Source organism: Streptomyces sp. NPDC042364 (genome assembly GCF_056437585.1).
Genome location: NZ_JBWKAJ010000001.1, coordinates 216,268 through 231,739, shown reverse-complemented (window position 1 = coordinate 231,739; position 15,472 = coordinate 216,268). Strand labels below are relative to the sequence as shown.

15 protein-coding genes are annotated in these 15,472 nt (G+C 72.6%); 10 read left to right on the top strand and 5 right to left on the bottom strand.

The features are described 5' to 3' along the window. Positions 1–36: 36 nt before the first annotated feature. A complete protein-coding gene (locus AC067N_RS00960; RefSeq protein WP_478676740.1) occupies positions 37–1,104 on the top strand; it encodes a helix-turn-helix transcriptional regulator in 1,068 nt (355 codons plus the stop codon). A 142-nt stretch (positions 1,105–1,246) separates the two neighbouring features. Continuing rightward, on the top strand, positions 1,247–1,765 hold the full coding sequence (locus tag AC067N_RS00955) for a DUF4240 domain-containing protein (RefSeq protein ID WP_478677168.1): 519 nt from the start codon (positions 1,247–1,249) through the stop codon (positions 1,763–1,765). Here AC067N_RS00955 and AC067N_RS00950 read toward each other — a convergent pair. Continuing rightward, positions 1,755–2,060 carry a hypothetical protein gene (locus tag AC067N_RS00950; protein WP_478676739.1) on the bottom strand — a complete coding sequence of 102 codons (306 nt, stop codon included), beginning with the start codon at positions 2,058–2,060 and terminating at the stop codon, positions 1,755–1,757. The genes AC067N_RS00955 and AC067N_RS00950 overlap by 11 nt on opposite strands. Before the next feature lie 118 nt (positions 2,061–2,178). Further along, complete coding sequence (locus AC067N_RS00945; RefSeq protein ID WP_478677167.1) at positions 2,179–3,120, bottom strand: peptidoglycan recognition protein family protein; 942 nt, start codon at positions 3,118–3,120, stop codon at positions 2,179–2,181. A 235-nt stretch (positions 3,121–3,355) separates the two neighbouring features. Between AC067N_RS00945 and AC067N_RS00940 the strand changes: the two genes are divergently transcribed. Continuing rightward, positions 3,356–4,540 carry a MarP family serine protease gene (locus tag AC067N_RS00940; protein WP_478676738.1) on the top strand — a complete coding sequence of 395 codons (1,185 nt, stop codon included), beginning with the start codon at positions 3,356–3,358 and terminating at the stop codon, positions 4,538–4,540. A gap of 7 nt (positions 4,541–4,547) precedes the next feature. Here the strand turns inward: AC067N_RS00940 and AC067N_RS00935 are convergent, their stop codons facing one another. Beyond that, positions 4,548–5,036 carry an N-acetyltransferase family protein gene (locus AC067N_RS00935; RefSeq protein WP_478676737.1) on the bottom strand — a complete coding sequence of 163 codons (489 nt, stop codon included), beginning with the start codon at positions 5,034–5,036 and terminating at the stop codon, positions 4,548–4,550. A gap of 145 nt (positions 5,037–5,181) precedes the next feature. Between AC067N_RS00935 and AC067N_RS00930 the strand changes: the two genes are divergently transcribed. Then, entirely contained in the window at positions 5,182–6,105 is a 924-nt protein-coding gene (locus AC067N_RS00930) for a TIGR01777 family oxidoreductase (RefSeq protein ID WP_478676736.1), read from the top strand. A gap of 222 nt (positions 6,106–6,327) precedes the next feature. Beyond that, on the top strand, positions 6,328–7,701 hold the full coding sequence (locus AC067N_RS00925) for an NAD(P)/FAD-dependent oxidoreductase (protein WP_478676735.1): 1,374 nt from the start codon (positions 6,328–6,330) through the stop codon (positions 7,699–7,701). Positions 7,702–7,852: 151 nt separating this feature from the next. Here AC067N_RS00925 and AC067N_RS00920 read toward each other — a convergent pair whose 3' ends face one another. Further along, positions 7,853–9,292 carry a regulator gene (locus AC067N_RS00920; RefSeq protein WP_478676734.1) on the bottom strand — a complete coding sequence of 480 codons (1,440 nt, stop codon included), beginning with the start codon at positions 9,290–9,292 and terminating at the stop codon, positions 7,853–7,855. 332 nt (positions 9,293–9,624) lie between these two features. Here AC067N_RS00920 and lipB point away from each other — a divergent pair, with 332 nt between their 5' ends. The 4 genes from lipB (at position 9,625) to AC067N_RS00900 (ending at position 13,118) form a co-directional block, all read left to right on the top strand. Continuing rightward, on the top strand, positions 9,625–10,416 hold the full coding sequence (gene lipB, locus AC067N_RS00915; RefSeq protein WP_478676733.1) for a lipoyl(octanoyl) transferase LipB: 792 nt from the start codon (positions 9,625–9,627) through the stop codon (positions 10,414–10,416). 251 nt (positions 10,417–10,667) lie between these two features. Continuing rightward, a complete protein-coding gene (gene lipA / locus AC067N_RS00910) occupies positions 10,668–11,633 on the top strand; it encodes a lipoyl synthase (protein WP_478676732.1) in 966 nt (321 codons plus the stop codon). 346 nt (positions 11,634–11,979) lie between these two features. After that, positions 11,980–12,183, top strand: coding sequence for an SCO2195 family GlnR-regulated protein (locus AC067N_RS00905; RefSeq protein ID WP_478676731.1), 204 nt, complete (start codon positions 11,980–11,982; stop codon positions 12,181–12,183). A gap of 236 nt (positions 12,184–12,419) precedes the next feature. Further along, a complete protein-coding gene (locus AC067N_RS00900) occupies positions 12,420–13,118 on the top strand; it encodes a DUF4191 domain-containing protein (RefSeq protein ID WP_478676730.1) in 699 nt (232 codons plus the stop codon). Positions 13,119–13,273: 155 nt separating this feature from the next. Here AC067N_RS00900 and AC067N_RS00895 read toward each other — a convergent pair whose 3' ends face one another. Beyond that, positions 13,274–13,741 (bottom strand): RDD family protein, encoded by a 468-nt coding sequence (locus tag AC067N_RS00895; RefSeq protein WP_478676729.1) that lies wholly within the window; start codon positions 13,739–13,741, stop codon positions 13,274–13,276. A gap of 197 nt (positions 13,742–13,938) precedes the next feature. Here AC067N_RS00895 and glnA point away from each other — a divergent pair, with 197 nt between their 5' ends. Then, complete coding sequence (gene glnA, locus AC067N_RS00890) at positions 13,939–15,348, top strand: type I glutamate--ammonia ligase (protein ID WP_478676728.1); 1,410 nt, start codon at positions 13,939–13,941, stop codon at positions 15,346–15,348. Positions 15,349–15,472 lie beyond the last annotated feature (124 nt).

Genomic DNA, 15,472 nt, shown 5'->3' with positions numbered 1-15,472 from the left:
CGGCCCTCCCCCTGACGCGCCCGGCATGATGAACCCATGCGCGCTGCCCGGCTCATCAAGATGGTGCTGCTCCTCCAGTCCCGCCCCTCCATGACCGCCGCCGAGCTGGCCCGTGAGCTGGAGGTGTCCGAGCGCACGGTCACCCGGGACGCCCAGGCCCTCTCGGAGGCCGGTGTCCCGGTCTACGCGGACCGCGGCCGGGCCGGTGGCTACCGCCTGATCGGCGGTTACCGCACCCGGCTGACCGGCCTCGCCCGCGGCGAGGCCGAGGCGCTGTTCCTCAGCGGCGTACCGGGAGCCCTCCGCGAGATGGGCCTGGAGGACGCCGCCTCGGCCGCCCGGCTGAAGGTGTCGGCGGCCCTCCTCCCCTCCCTCCGCGACGCCTCGCGCACGGCGGCCCAGCGGTTCCACCTCGACGCGCCGAGCTGGTTCAAGGAGCCGAAGACCCCGGAACTGCTCCCCGCCGTCGCGGACGCCGTGTGGGACGACCGCCGGATCACCGCGCGCTACCGCAGGGGCGACACCGAGGTCGAACGGCGGCTGGAGCCGTACGGGCTCGTCCTCAAGGCCGGTGTCTGGTACCTGTGCGCCCGCGTCGCCGACGGCGACACCCCGGGCGGTTCCGACGCCCGCGCCGGCGGCGAGGCCGACACCCGCCCCGCTCCCTTCCGCACGTACCGCATCGACCGCTTCAGCACCGTCGAGACCGACGACACCCGTTTCACCCGTGACGAGGAATTCGACCTGCCGGCCTACTGGGACCATCAGGCGGAACGTTTCGCCCGCTCGATCCTGCACGCCGAGGTCGTCGTACGGCTGTCACCGGAGGGCGTACGGAGGCTGCCGCACGTCGTCGATCCGGTGTCGGCCCGGGACGCCCTCACGGCGACGGACGAACCGGCGGACGGCGCGGACGGTGCGGACGCCACCCGCGACGCGGACGGCTGGACGACCGTCACGCTCCGCGTCGAATCGGAGGAGGTGGCCCGCACCCAGCTCACGGCGCTCGGAGCCGAGGTCGAGGTGCTGGCGCCGGAGAGCCTGCGGAGCCGTCTCGCGGCGGAGGCCCGACGGCTCGCCGCGCTGTACCGGGAGACGCCGTAGCGCCCGGCGGCGTACGGGCCGTGTGGCGCGCTGACGGGTCCGGCCGGCGTGCGACGGGTCCGGCCGATCCGCGCGAGGAGTCCGGCCGATCCGCGTCCCTCCACGTGCATCCCGCCCCCCGAGGCCCGATGCTTGACCCGTGATGGACGAGACGGAGTTCTGGGAGCTGGTGGACACGACCCGGGAGGACGCCGAGGGCGACCCGGAGGACCAGGCCGACCTGCTCGTGGAACGGCTCGGCCGACTGGACCCGGAGGCGGTGCTCGACTTCGCACGCCACTTCGAGTCCCGCTACAACCGCGCCTACACCTGGGACCTGTGGGGCGCCGCCTGGGTGCTGCTCGACGGCGCCAGTGACGACGCGTTCGACTTCTTCCGGTGCTGGCTGATCGGCCAGGGTAGGGATGTCTTCGAGGGCGCGGTGCACGACCCGGACGCGCTCGCCGATCTGCTGGACGACTTCGACGACGAGATCGACGGGGACGGCGAGGAGCTGGGATACGCCGCCGACGAGGCGTACGAGCAGCTCACCGGCCTGGTCGCGCCGGACCTCGGCATTCCGCCCGCGCCCGGCGAACCGGAGGGCACCCCGGTCGACTTCGAGGACGACACCGCGCTCGCCGAGCGCTACCCGAAGCTCTGGGAACGCTTCAGGGCCTGACCCCTCGGCCGTTCGCGCGCGGCAGAAAGGCGTGCGGTGACCCGGCGGCGTACGTCCGGAACCCGTGGCGCTCCCGTTCCTGGCCGCCCGCCGGTTGTCCGGGGGCGGCCGCGCCGTGCAGGGGTGCCGAGTTGGCGCGCTCCAGCGCGGACGCGGTGACGGCGGACGGGCCGAGCACGACGACGGCGGTCGCGCAGGCCACCGTCCAGGGGCTCCGCAGGGCGGCGGACCAGGTCCTCCGCGCGGCGCGCGCCGGGCTATTCGTACGGTTGCTCCTCGTACGGCTGCCGATCATTTTCCCCACCTCCGGTCGACGTGACACCGCGACGCTAGGGCGGGGATCTTGGAGGTGTCTGTGAGACCACGGCGGGCTGTCTGTGAACCTCATGGGATCCGGATCGGCCGGCCCCGGGTCACGACCGGCCCTGGAGACGGGCGGCCAGTTCCCTGATGGCGGGCAGGCGTTCGGCCAGGGCCGCGCCGGGGCAGCTGGTCATATAGCCGTCGGTGTGGCCCGCCAGGGTGGGCAGCAGGACCGTGGTCCCGGCGGCGTAGCGGCTGCGGCTGTTGCTCGACGTGAGGCGCACACTGCCGCGGGGGTCGCTGAAGGAGAAGCCGAGCTTCCAGGCGACGAGGGCGGCGATCGCGTCGGTCATGACCCGGGGGACGGCGACGCCGGCGGTGAAGGTGCCGAGGGCGGCGATCCCGGCGGTGCGGTGGTTGAAGCCCTGGGTGTGGGCGCCGGTGACGGGGCGGTCGACGCCGCCCGCGCGGCCCTCGTAGATGGTGCCGCAGCGGTCGACGAGGAAGTTGTAGCCGATGTCGTCCCAGTCCCGGGTGCCGGTCTGGCCCGCGTAGAGGTGGCGGATGATGCGGGGCGCGTCGGCGCAGTCGTAGCCGTTCGGCGAGTCCGTGTGGTGGATGAAGACGGCGGCGACCCGGTCGTCGTAGCGTGCGGGCGGCTGGCTTCGGCCTTCCCCGGCGAGCCAGCGGCTCCTCGGCACGATGGGCGGTCGGGGGGCCTGGTGCGGCTGGGAGGGCCGGGCCGCGACGGGCCCGGAGGAACGGTCGCCGCCCGTGCCGTCCACGCCGATCGCGCACAGCACCAGCGCGAGGACGGCGGCGACGCCGGGCAGGCAGGCCAGCGCGAGGAGGACGGGGCGCGCCGGACGCGGGCGGCCGCGCCAGGAGCGCCGACGGCGTGCGGGGCGGGGAGCGGGTGCGGGTGCGGGTGCGGTCCGCGCGGCGGTGGCGCCGCGCGGACCCCGTATTCGCGCGACGGTGAGGCAGCGCGGAGTCCGTGTTCGGCGCCGCCCCGCACGGAGCGGCCTACGGCCTGGCGCCCCCCGTGACATCCGGAACACACGCATGCACCGAGCCTCACCCGGGTGCGCCCCCACCGCGCTGTGGACTACGCCACCCGGGTGAACGTATTGGAACCATCGTCCCGGTGCGGGACGTTTTCACGATTCCAGGCGGACGGGCGTACCGGTGGCCGATTCCCGCACGCCACCGGCGTGCCGAGCGGGGGCGGCTGATCACTGCGCCCACCCCGCGCGTACTACAGGGTCCCCGAGGAAAGGCGCTGGAGTGGACGTGCTCGACAACCTGCTGATGCTGGTGATCCTGGCCTATGCGGCCTCCGGTTACCGTCGCGGCCTGGTCGCGGGATGTGTGTCCCTCGCCGGTTTCGTGGGCGGCGCGGTGGTGGGCGTCTGGGTGCTGCCGTGGATGATGGGGCTGGTGGAGCCGGGGACCCCCGCGGCGACGGTCACGGCGGTGCTGACCGTGCTGGTCCCGGGTGTGATCGGGCATGAGCTGGCGGGCAGGCTGGCGCTGCGGCTGCGCCGCGAGATAGACCGCAGCCCGCTGCGCGTGGCCGACGGCATAGGCGGTGCCGCGGCCAACTCCGTCGCCGTGCTCATCGTGGCGTGGGTGGCCGCGAGCGTCCTCGGGGCGTCCTCGTCTCCGGTGGTGACCAACTCGATCCGCGACTCCGCGCTGCTGGGCGCCGTGCAGAACACCATGCCGGACACCACTCCGGCCTGGTTCTCCGACGCCACCTCCGCGCTCACCGAGGCCGGCTTCCCGCAGGTCTTCAACCCCTTCGAGAACGAGGCGACGGCCGAGGTCGCCAAGCCCTCCGGGGACAACGTGACGGCGGCGGCGACGAACGCCGCCAAGCGCAGCACGGTCAAGATCGAGGGCGTCGCGGGGACGCAGGGCAGGGAGGGCAGCGGCTTCGTGTACGCGCGCGAGCACGTGATGACCAACGCCCATGTGGTGGCGGGCATCGACGACCCGAGCGTGCGGGTGGGCGGCGTGGGCCGGGCGTTCGAGGGACGGGTCGTGCTCTTCGACCCCGAGAAGGATGTCGCGGTGCTCTATGTGCCGGGTCTGAAGGCGCCGGTGCTCCGCTTCGACGACACCGCCTCCCGGGGGGACGCCGCGGTCGTCGCCGGCTATCCGGAGGACGGCGGGCTCGACCTCCAGGCGGCCACGGTCGCCAGCCGCATCGACGCGACGGGCCGCAACATCTACAACACGGATGCGGTCACCCGCGAGATCTACTCGATCCGCTCCACCGTCCGCCCGGGCAACTCCGGCGGCCCACTCCTCACCACCGGGGGCCAGGTGTACGGCGTCGTCTTCGCCCGCTCCACGTCCGACGCGGAGACGGGGTACGTCCTGACGGTCGACGAGGTCGCCTCCGAGGCGAACAGCGCGGCGAACGCGACGAGGGCGGTGGACACGGGGGACCTCGTGACGTCGTGACGTGACGTCACAGGCGACGGCCCATCAGCACGTCGTCCACGTAGGCCCCGTCCAGCAGGAACTCCTCGGGGAGCACTCCCTCGACCACGAACCCTTCGGACTCGTACAGCTTCCTGGCGGGGGTGTTGTGCCCGAGGACCCGCAGGGTGAGCCGCCGGGCGCCCCGGCGCCGCGCCTCCTCCCGCGCGGCCCGCACCAACGCCCGCGCCACCCCGGCCCCGCGTGCCTCGTCCGCGACGGCGAGCCCCTGGATCTGGCGGACATGCGCGTTGCAGGCGAGCGAGGTGGGCCGGCCCAGCCGGAGGTAGCCGACGACCGCACCGCCGAGTTCCGCGACGAGATGGTCCCGGGGGCCGTACCGCTCGTCGAAGAACGGCCTGTACGGCTGCCGGGGGCGTTCCTGGACCGAGTGCAGCGTCGACCAGGTGGCACGGTCGAGTCGTCCGAGCGCGTCCTCGTCGTCATGGGTCGCGAGCCGTATGTACGGAAGCGGCATGCGGGCAACTGTACGCGGGCACGCCGCGGTAGCCGGGGTGGTGACGGCCCCGGGGCCGACGACGTGCCCACGGTCGTACGGCGGCGCGCCGGGCGTCGTCGGCCCCGGTCCGCTGATTCGTCGTGCGGAGAGGCAGGATGGAGGCATGGACACAGATGCGCCCATGGCGCCCGGTTCCCGGGTGGTGATCGCCGGAGCGTCCGGCCTGATCGGTTCGGCGTTGGCCCGGTCCCTCACGGCCGACGGGTACGAGGTGCGACGGCTCGTGCGGCGTGCGCCGCGCGCGGCGGACGAGGTCCGCTGGGACCCGGACGCCCGGCAGGTCGACGTGGCGGGGCTGGAGGGGTGCGCGGCCGTCGTGAATCTCGCGGGTGCGGGAGTCGCCTCGCGCCGCTGGACGGACGCGTACAAGGAGACGATCCGGCGCAGCCGGGTGCTCGGTACGACGGTGCTCGCCGAGGCCGTCGCCGCCCTGGACACGCCGCCGAGCGTCTTCGTCAACGGCAGCGCGATCGGGTTCTACGGCGACACGGGCGACCGGGTGGTGGACGAGTCGGCGCCGGCGGGGACGGGGTTCCTGCCGTCGGTGTGCGTGGAGTGGGAGGGGGCGGCGAAGGCCGCGAGCGACGCCGGGGTGCGGACGGTGTTCGCGCGGACCGGGCTGGTGGTGGCGCGCGGTGGAGGGGCGTGGGGGCCGTTGTTCCCGCTGTTCAAGGCCGGGGTGGGCGGACGGATGGGCGACGGGCGGCAGTACTGGAGCTTCATCTCCCTCCATGACGAGGTCGCCGCACTGCGCCACCTCATGCGAACGCCGTCGCTCGCCGGGCCGTTCAACCTGACGGCGCCCGACCCGCTGACCAACGGGGAGATCACGGAGGCGATGGGCAGGGTCCTGCACCGGCCCACGCTCTTCACCGTTCCCGCGGCCGCCCTCCGCCTCGCCCTCGGCGGGGTCTCCGCCGACGTCCTCGGCAGCACGCGCGCGGTGCCGACCCGGCTGCTGGAGTCCGGCTTCGCGTTCACCCACCCGGACATCGAAGCGGCGATCCGAGCGGCCGAGACGAGCTGAGACAGGCCCCGCCTCGGCACCGCCCGGACGCGGGCGCACGCACCTCCTCGGCACCGCCTGGACGCCGGGCGCACGCACCTCCTCGGCATGCCCCCGTGCGAGGGGCACGCGCGACTTCCGCGGCCGACCCGGAAAGCCGCACCCTCGTGCCGAACTCAGGTATTCCAGAAGGCCGTTGAGGGCATGACGTCCCCAGCAGCCGCGCGACCTCGGGAGGGGCACGTGCTTGAGTCGGTGTACCAATCGACGTACCCAGCGGACGCGGAGACCGTGGACGTCATCGTCGTCGGAGCCGGCGTGGCCGGCCTCGCCGCGGCCGGACATCTGACCAGGGCGGGGTTGACGACCACCGTCCTGGAGGCCGCACCGGCCGTCGGCGGCCGGATGTCCACGGAGAAGATCGACGGCTTCCGCCTCGACCGCACCGCCCAGTTGCTCTCCACGTCCTACCCCGAGCTGCGCCGCACTCCGGGCCTGGACACCCTGCCCCTGCGCCCGTTCGCCCCGGGCGTCCTGCTGTACGCCGACGGCCACCACCACCGGGCCGGCGCCACCCCGACCCTCCGGAGCGCAAGGGGCGCACTCACGGCCGCGCGCGCCCTCGCAAGCGCCCCCAGGCTGCCCCGGAACGCGGGCCGCGCGCAGGGCCGGCTGGGCGCCCCGGCCGACCAGTCCCGGCTGGCCATGGCCCTGGCCCGGCTCGCCGCGACCGCGCCGGAACGGCTCGCCACACGCGCGGAGGTCCCGATCGCCGAGGCCCTGGCGACCCGGGGGTTCCCGCACCGCACGATCGACGGTTTCGTCCGCCCCCTGCTGGCCGCCCTGCTCTCCGACCCGGCGCTGCGGACCTCCAGCCGCAGTGCCGACCTGGCCCTGCACGCCTTCGCGACCGGGCGGCTGTGCCTGCCGGAGGGCGGCGCCGACACCCTCCCTGAGCTGCTCGCCGCAGCGCTTCCGCCCGGCGCCGTCCGTACCGGGGTCAGGGCGACCGCGATCAGTACGACCTCGGTGACGACGGCCGACCACGGTGAACTCCCGTGCCGTGCCGTGGTCGTGGCCACGGACGCCCGGTCCGCGGCCGAGCTGCTGCCCGGACTGCGCGTACCGGACTTCCACCCGGTGACCGTCCTGCACCACGCCACCGACGAGCCGCCACTGAGCGAGGCGGCGCTGCTCCTCGACGCGGACCGCTGCGGGCCCGTCTCACACACGGCCGTCACCAGCCAGGTCGACCCCGGCCGGGCACCGGCGGGCCGCGCGCTCATCACCTCCACGGTGCTCGGCACTCCCCCGGACGCGGCCCACCTGGACGCCACCGTCCGCGCCCAACTCGCCCGCCTCTACCGCACGTCCACGGCCCGCTGGGAACTGCTGGCGGTCCATCACGAGCCGGAGGCCGTGCCCGCGATGCCCGCGCCGCACGACCCGCGGCGCCCGGTGCGGCTCCTGGCCGGTCTGTACGTCTGCGGCGACCACCGCGACACCAGCACCGTCCAGGGCGCCCTCCACTCGGCCCGCCGGGCCGCCCACGCCGTCCTCACGGACCTGGACGCCCACCCGACCCCCATGGAGGAGGCACTCGAAACGGCCGCGTGAGCGGCGAACGGCGAGGGGGCGCCCGACGACGATGACCGGGCGCCCCCCAGCCGTGGGGCGACAGCGCGGACCCGGACCTGCCGTGAGCCCACCACCGTCACCGGTCACCGGTCTCCTGGTCCATCTCCTGGTCCATCTCCTGTCCCGTCTGCTACCCCAGCGCCGCCACCTTGTCCCGGTAGCCCCTCACCGGAGCCGCGTCCCGGTACGGCTCCAGTCGGCGCTCGAAGTCGCGTACGTACTCCACGGCGCGCACCGACCGCATCTCGGCGGCCTGCCCGGCGGCCTCCGCGCCCAACTGGCAGGCCTGGTCCAGCTCGCCCAGCCCGAGGCGGGCGGAGGCGAGCACGACCCGGCAGAAGAGACGGCTGCGGGCGAAGGCGGGCGCCCTCAGCTGCAGCGACCGCTCGGCGTGCTGGGCGGCGGCGCGGTACTGCTGGAGGTCCCGGTGGCTGTGCCCGAACTCGTCGGCGAGCTGGGCCTCGTCGAAGAAGCGCGCCCAGTGGGGGACCTCGTCGCCGGGGCGGGCGGCCTCCAGGGCCCGCTCGGCGCGGACCAGCGCGGCCGTGGAGGCCCGCACCTCACCGAGGACCGCGTGCCCGCGCGCCTCGACCGCGTGCAGCAGCGACTGCACGGCCGGCGGCACGGAGGACCCGACGCCCTGCTGGGCGACGCGCGCGAGCTGCACGGCCTCCCGTCCGTGCCCCAGATAGACCGCCTGACGGCTCATCGTGACGAGGACGTAAGCCCCGTACGCCCGGTCGCCCGCCGCCTGCGCCAGGCGGAGCGCCTGCACGAAGTACCGCTGGGCGAGCCCGTGGGCGCCGATGTCGTACGAGGTCCAGCCGGCGAGCCGGGTGAGGTCGGCGGCGGCCGCGAAGAGCCGCCGGCCGGTCTGTTCGCCGTAGGAGCCGCGCAGCATCGGCTCGGCCTCGTGTTCCAGGTAGCGCACGAGGGCCTGGCGGGCGTGGCCGCCGCCGTAGGCGTTGTCGAGGGCGCGGAAGAGCTCGCCGACCGAGCGGAGGGCGGCGATGTCCCCGGCGGTGACCTTCTGGCCGGGGCCGCGCTCGGTCTGGCTGCGCTGCCGGGGCACGGCCGGGCGGCCCTGCGGGGGGACACGGCCGGCGCCCGGGTCGCCCCGGCCCACCCGGTCGTCGGCGCGGCCGATCAGCCAGTCCCGGCTGGGGACGACGAGTCCGGCCGGGGTGAACGCGATCTTCCGCAGTTCGGCGTGGCTGCCGGAGTCCTTGCGCCACAGACCGCTGACGATGTCGATGGCCTCCTCGGGGGTCGCCGCGAACTCCAGCCCCGCGTACACGGGGGCGCAGGCGTCGAGACCGAGGTCCTGGGCGGTGAGCCTGCGGCCGAGGCGGCGGGTGAACACCTCGGCGATGAGCGCGGGCGTGGTGCCCCTCGGCTGCTGGCCTCGCAGCCAGCGGGTGACCGATGTCTTGTCGTATCTGAGATCGAGGCCGTGTTCGAGACCGAGCTGGTCCACACGACGCGCTAGTCCCGCGTTGGAGAACCCCGCTTCTGCGATGAGGGCGGCGAGCTGGCGGTTGGGGGTGCGCTGCGCGGGTCGTTCCGTCATCTGCGGTGCGGTCTCCTGCCTTCCGGGTGTCGGCGCGGTGCCCGGATTGCCTGGTGAGAAGCCTTTGCGGCCTGGTGAACGGCGTGAATGTAGCGGAGAGTAAGCGCCTGATCGCATACTTCCGCATCGGTTCATCCGATCGTGTGAGGATTGGCCGCACGGCTGACGGGCCGGGGGTGCGGCGTGCGCCGGCGGCCGCCCTCGCGCGCCGCCGGGACGGCCGTAGGACATCTCCCGGTCGTACGGTCGTACAGTGGCGTGGGCGCGTCACGCGCCTGACCGAGCTATCGCGGTACCGCCGCACGGCCGTACCGCCGAGGGAGGCGCTTGCCGTGAGTGGGTTGCGGTTCGTCCGCATGGGATTCGGCACGGAGGCCGTCGAGTACCAGGAGGCGTGGGACGAGCAGCGCCGCGTGCACGCTGCGCGCTTCGCCGACGAGATCCCCGACACCGTGCTGCTCCTGGAGCACCCGCCGGTCTACACGGCCGGCCGGCGCACGGCCGACGACGAGCGCCCCCTGGACGGCACGCCCGTCATCGACGTGGACCGCGGCGGCAAGATCACCTGGCACGGGCCGGGTCAGCTGGTCGGGTACCCGATCCAGAAGCTGCCCCGCCCGGTGGACGTCGTCGCCCATGTGCGCCGCCTGGAGGAGGCACTGATCCGCACGTGCGCCGAGTTCGGCGTGGAGACGACGCGGGTCGAGGGCCGCAGCGGAGTGTGGGTGCTGGGCGACCCCGTCGAGCAGCGGCTCGGCGGCCTCTCCCTGGACCTCGACCCCCGGATGCACGACGACGAGTTCGACCCGCGGCTCAACGGCCCCGAGTACGCCCCCTCCAACGCGGGGCAGCGGCGCGAGGACCGCAAGATCGCGGCGATCGGGATCCGGGTGGCCAAGGGCGTCACGATGCACGGCTTCGCGCTCAACGTGAACCCCGACAACCGCTGGTTCGACCGGATCATCCCCTGCGGGATCCGCGACGCGGGCGTCGCGTCCCTCGCGACCGAGCTGGGCCGCGACATCACCATCGCCGAGGTCCTCCCCGTCGCCGAGAGGCATCTGCGCGACGTGCTGGAGAACGCCGACCTCAGGCCGAGGGTGGTGGAGCGCGCGACGGCCTGACGGCCTTCGCGGTCGGCCGCGGGTGCGCGGGGGCAGCGGTGGAGGGCGGGCCGCGGGCCCGTCCCTTCGGGGGCGCGGGGAACCGCGCGAACGGCCACACACCGCCCGCACCCGCCGAACGCACCCGCACCCCGAGTCACGAGCCCTCCGGGAATGCGGCCCGAGAGCCGAAGGTTGCCCACCTCGGGAAGCGAGAACCGAACGGGCGTACCCTGGGGTGCGCCGAAGAATCGAAGCTACAGGGAGCCGATGTGTCCGCAGTCTCACCCGACGGACGCAAGATGCTGCGCCTGGAGGTCCGCAACAGCCAGACCCCCATCGAGCGCAAGCCCGAGTGGATCAAGACCCGGGCGAAAATGGGTCCCGAGTACACCGCGATGCAGAAGCTCGTGAAGAGCGAGGGGCTGCACACGGTCTGCCAGGAAGCCGGCTGTCCCAACATCTACGAGTGCTGGGAGGACCGCGAGGCGACCTTCCTCATCGGCGGCGACCAGTGCACCCGCCGCTGCGACTTCTGCCAGATCGACACCGGCAAGCCCGAGGCGCTCGACCGCGACGAACCCCGCCGCGTCGGCGAGTCCGTGGTCACCATGGACCTGAACTACGCCACCATCACCGGCGTCGCCCGCGACGACCTCCCCGACGGCGGCGCCTGGCTCTACGCCGAGACGGTCCGCCAGATCCACCAGCAGACCGCCGGCCGCGAGGGCGGCCACACCAAGGTCGAGCTGCTCGCCCCGGACTTCAACGCCGTACCGGAGCTGCTGGAGGAGGTCTTCGCCTCCCGCCCCGAGGTCTTCGCGCACAACGTCGAGACCGTCCCCCGCATCTTCAAGCGCATCCGCCCCGGCTTCCGCTACGAGCGCTCCCTGAAGGTCATCACCGAGGCCCGCGACCACGGCCTGGTCACCAAGTCGAACCTGATCCTCGGCATGGGCGAGACCCGCGAGGAGGTCAGCGAGGCGCTCAAGCAGCTGCACGACGCGGGCTGCGAGCTGGTGACCATCACCCAGTACCTGCGGCCGAGCGTCCGGCACCACCCCGTGGAGCGCTGGGTCAAGCCGCAGGAGTTCGTGGAGCTGAAGGAGGAGGCCGAGGAGATCGGCTTCTCCGGGGTGATGTCCGGACCCCTGGTCCGCTCCTCGTACCGCGCCGGACGGCTGTACCGGATGGCGGTCGAGAAGCGCGGCACCTACGTCGCCTCGCAGGCCGTCTGACCCCTCCCGGCCGCCCGCGGCCACGGCTCCGGGCCCCGGTCGGGCCGTCCCCCGACGGCAGCGCGACGACACGCCGTGCGGCCAATCGGGTGGCACGGAGTGCCAGGCAAACGTGTGAATCCGAGCACAAGAAACTACCAGCCGGTAATGGCCGATTGCCCGCGGTCCTGACCGTTCTCCCAGATGGGGGCACTGTCAGGGCCGCTTCGGGGTTTAAGCGCCGCCAATCGAGGCTTCATGGGCGTTTGACCGGTCGGTCACGCCCTGGTAACACCAATCAGTGACCCTGGTTTCACACCCGGTACAAACCCAGTCCGCGCACCCGATCCCTAGGGGGGACCACATCATGCAGGCCGCGCCCGTTCGCGCCACAGCGATCCCGTCGTTCACCGATGCACTCCGTGCCGTCGAGTCGCTGCTCCTCAGCAGCGGCCAGCGCACCGCCCGCCGCAACGCCTGGACCTCCGTCCTGGAGGACCGCCGCCGCGCCAAGGACCGCGTCGAGGCCGAGCGCGTCCTCGAGGCCGCCGTCACCACGCGCACGTCCTGACGCACCACCCGGCCGCCACGGCCCCGTGAGCGAGGTACGAGCCGACCCTCCCGAAAGCTCGTCCGCGATCCGCACCGCGGCCGCCCAGGCACGCCGGCGTGCCCGCTCGGGCACGACCCCCGCACCACCGAGGCACCGCCGCCGCCCGGCGCCGCTCCCCCCGCGTCGTCGCCGGTCACCGGACCCCACCGGCACCGCCGTCGTCCTCGCTCCCCCGGACACGTAGACTTCGTGCCATGGCGAGGAAGGAAACCGCAGCGGACGCTGCGAACACCGGGCGACTCAAGCAGATCGCTCTGACGTACAAGATGACCCGCAGGGCCGACAAGAAGATCGGCCTTGTACTCGCGGCTGTCGGAATCATCACCTTCGGTGTCTTCCTCGCGATCGGTTTCTTGATCGGTCACCCCATCTATCTCGGCATTCTGGGCCTCCTGCTCGCCTTCCTCGCGACGGCGATCGTCTTCGGACGGCGGGCCGAGCGGGCCGCGTTCGGGCAGATGGAGGGCCAGCCGGGTGCCGCCGCGGCGGTACTGGACAACGTGGGCCGAGGCTGGACGACCACCCCGGCGGTCGCGATGAACCGCAACCAGGACGTGGTCCACCGGGCCGTCGGCAAGGCCGGCATCGTCCTGGTCGCCGAGGGCAACCCGAACCGGGTGAAGGGCCTGCTGGCCGCCGAGAAGAAGAAGATGGCCCGGATCGTGGTGGACGTGCCGGTGCACGACCTGATCGTGGGCACGGGCGAGGGCCAGGTCGAGCTGAAGAAGCTCCGCACGACCATGCTGAAGCTGCCCCGTGTCCTGTCCGGCCCCCAGGTGACCGCCACCAACGACCGGCTCCGCGCCATGGGCGACCTGATGAGCAACATGCCGCTCCCCAAGGGCCCGATGCCCAAGGGCATGCGGATGCCGCGCGGCGGAAAGATGCGCTGACCCCACCGCCGACCCCACCCCTGTGACACCACTCTCCTCGTACGACGAAGGGGGCGCCCGGAGAACTCCGGGCGCCCCCTTCTGGTGTGTGCGGCGGCCTGCTCGCGCTCGGTTCGCCTCTCCCGCGCCTGAGATGCGTCAGGCCTGTTGCGGCCCTAGATCCGTACCTCGACCGTCCGGGCCAGCCGGTCGTGGAGGCCGCGGCCGTCGCGGTCCCACACCAGGGCGGGGAGGGCGAGGCAGAGGAGGACGCTGCGGACGAGGGCGCGCCAGGGACTCACCGTGCCGGTGTCCTGGGCGATCACCCGGAGGCCGAAGAGCCGCTTACCGGGGGTGAAGCCCACCGTGCCCAGGGTGAGGACGTGGAGCAGGAGGAAGATGAGCAGGGCCCAGTTGCTGGTGGCCTGGTCGTAGCCTTCGGTGATCAGGCCGTATGCGATCAAGAGGCACAGTCCCCAGTCGACGGCCAGGGCACCGAGGCGGCGGCCCGGGCGGGCGATGGAACCCGGCCCTTCCTCCGGCAGACCGAGCTGCTCGCCCGGGTATCCGAAGTCGACACCCGCGTCCTCGGCGGCCGCGCGGGGGCCGGAGAGCCACGATCCGATTGCTTGCCTCTTGTCCACCCGACCACCGTACTGCGACCGTTCTGCCATTCGGACGGGTGGGGTCAGGTACGGGATGTCCGGTTAACTTGTGCGAAACAAATGGGTCACGTACGAGAAATCACCCGTCCCTAGGGTCGAGGGCAGCGTGTGCCACCGCACTGGCCGCACGAACGAACTACCACCCCGGCGGGACGGTCGGGAGTAGGAGGAGCTGGATGTTCCAGAACGCCGACGAGGCCAAGAAGTTCATCGCGGACGAGGACGTCAAGTTCGTCGACGTCCGCTTCTGCGACCTGCCGGGCGTGATGCAGCACTTCACGATTCCGGCCGAGGCCTTCGACCCGGCCGAGGAGCTGGCCTTCGACGGCTCCTCGATCCGCGGCTTCCAGGCCATCCACGAGTCCGACATGGCGCTGCGCGCCGACCTGTCCACCGCGCGTGTCGACCCGTTCCGCCGTGACAAGACGGTCAACATCAACTTCTTCATCCACGACCCGATCACGGGCGAGCAGTACTCCCGTGACCCGCGGAACGTGGCGAAGAAGGCCGAGGCGTACCTGGCGTCCACCGGTATCGCCGACACCGCGTACTTCGGTCCCGAGGCCGAGTTCTACGTCTTCGACAGCGTGCGCTTCAAGACCTCGGAGAACGAGTCCTTCTACCACATCGACTCCGAGGCGGGCGCCTGGAACACCGGTGCGCTGGAGGACAACCGCGGTTACAAGGTCCGCTACAAGGGCGGCTACTTCCCGGTTCCGCCGGTCGACCACTTCGCCGACCTGCGTGCCGAGATCTCCCTGGAGCTGGCCAAGGCCGGCCTGGAGGTCGAGCGCCAGCACCACGAGGTGGGCACCGCCGGCCAGGCCGAGATCAACTACAAGTTCAACACGCTGCTCGCCGCCGCCGACGACCTCCAGCTCTTCAAGTACATCGTGAAGAACGTGGCGTGGAAGAACGGCAAGACGGCGACCTTCATGCCGAAGCCGATCTTCGGTGACAACGGCTCGGGCATGCACGTCCACCAGTCGCTGTGGGCCGGCGGCCAGCCGCTCTTCTACGACGAGGCCGGTTACGCGGGCCTGTCGGACACCGCCCGCTACTACATCGGCGGCATCCTCAAGCACGCCCCGTCGCTGCTGGCCTTCACCAACCCGACGGTGAACTCGTACCACCGTCTGGTGCCGGGCTTCGAGGCCCCGGTCAACCTGGTGTACTCGCAGCGCAACCGCTCCGCGGCCATGCGTATCCCGATCACGGGTTCGAACCCGAAGGCCAAGCGTGTCGAGTTCCGCGCGCCCGACTCCTCCGGCAACCCGTACCTGGCCTTCTCGGCCCTGCTGCTCGCGGGCCTCGACGGCATCAAGAACAAGATCGAGCCGGCCGAGCCGATCGACAAGGACCTCTACGAGCTGGCCCCCGAGGAGCACGCGGGCGTCCCGCAGGTCCCGACCTCCCTCCCGGCCGTCCTCGACTCCCTCGAGCGCGACCACGAGTTCCTCCTCCAGGGCGACGTCTTCACGCCGGACCTGATCGAGACGTGGATCGACTACAAGCGCGCCAACGAGATCGCGCCGCTCCAGCTGCGTCCGCACCCGCACGAGTTCGAGCTGTACTTCGACGTGTGATATCGCCCCAGGTCAGAGCGGATTTCCGCTCGCCTGGGCCGTGTGTGGGCCGTCGGCCGTGTGCTTCCCGCGGGGAAGGGCACGGCCGACGGCCTGTTTCGGGGCGCGCGCCGCGAACGACCAC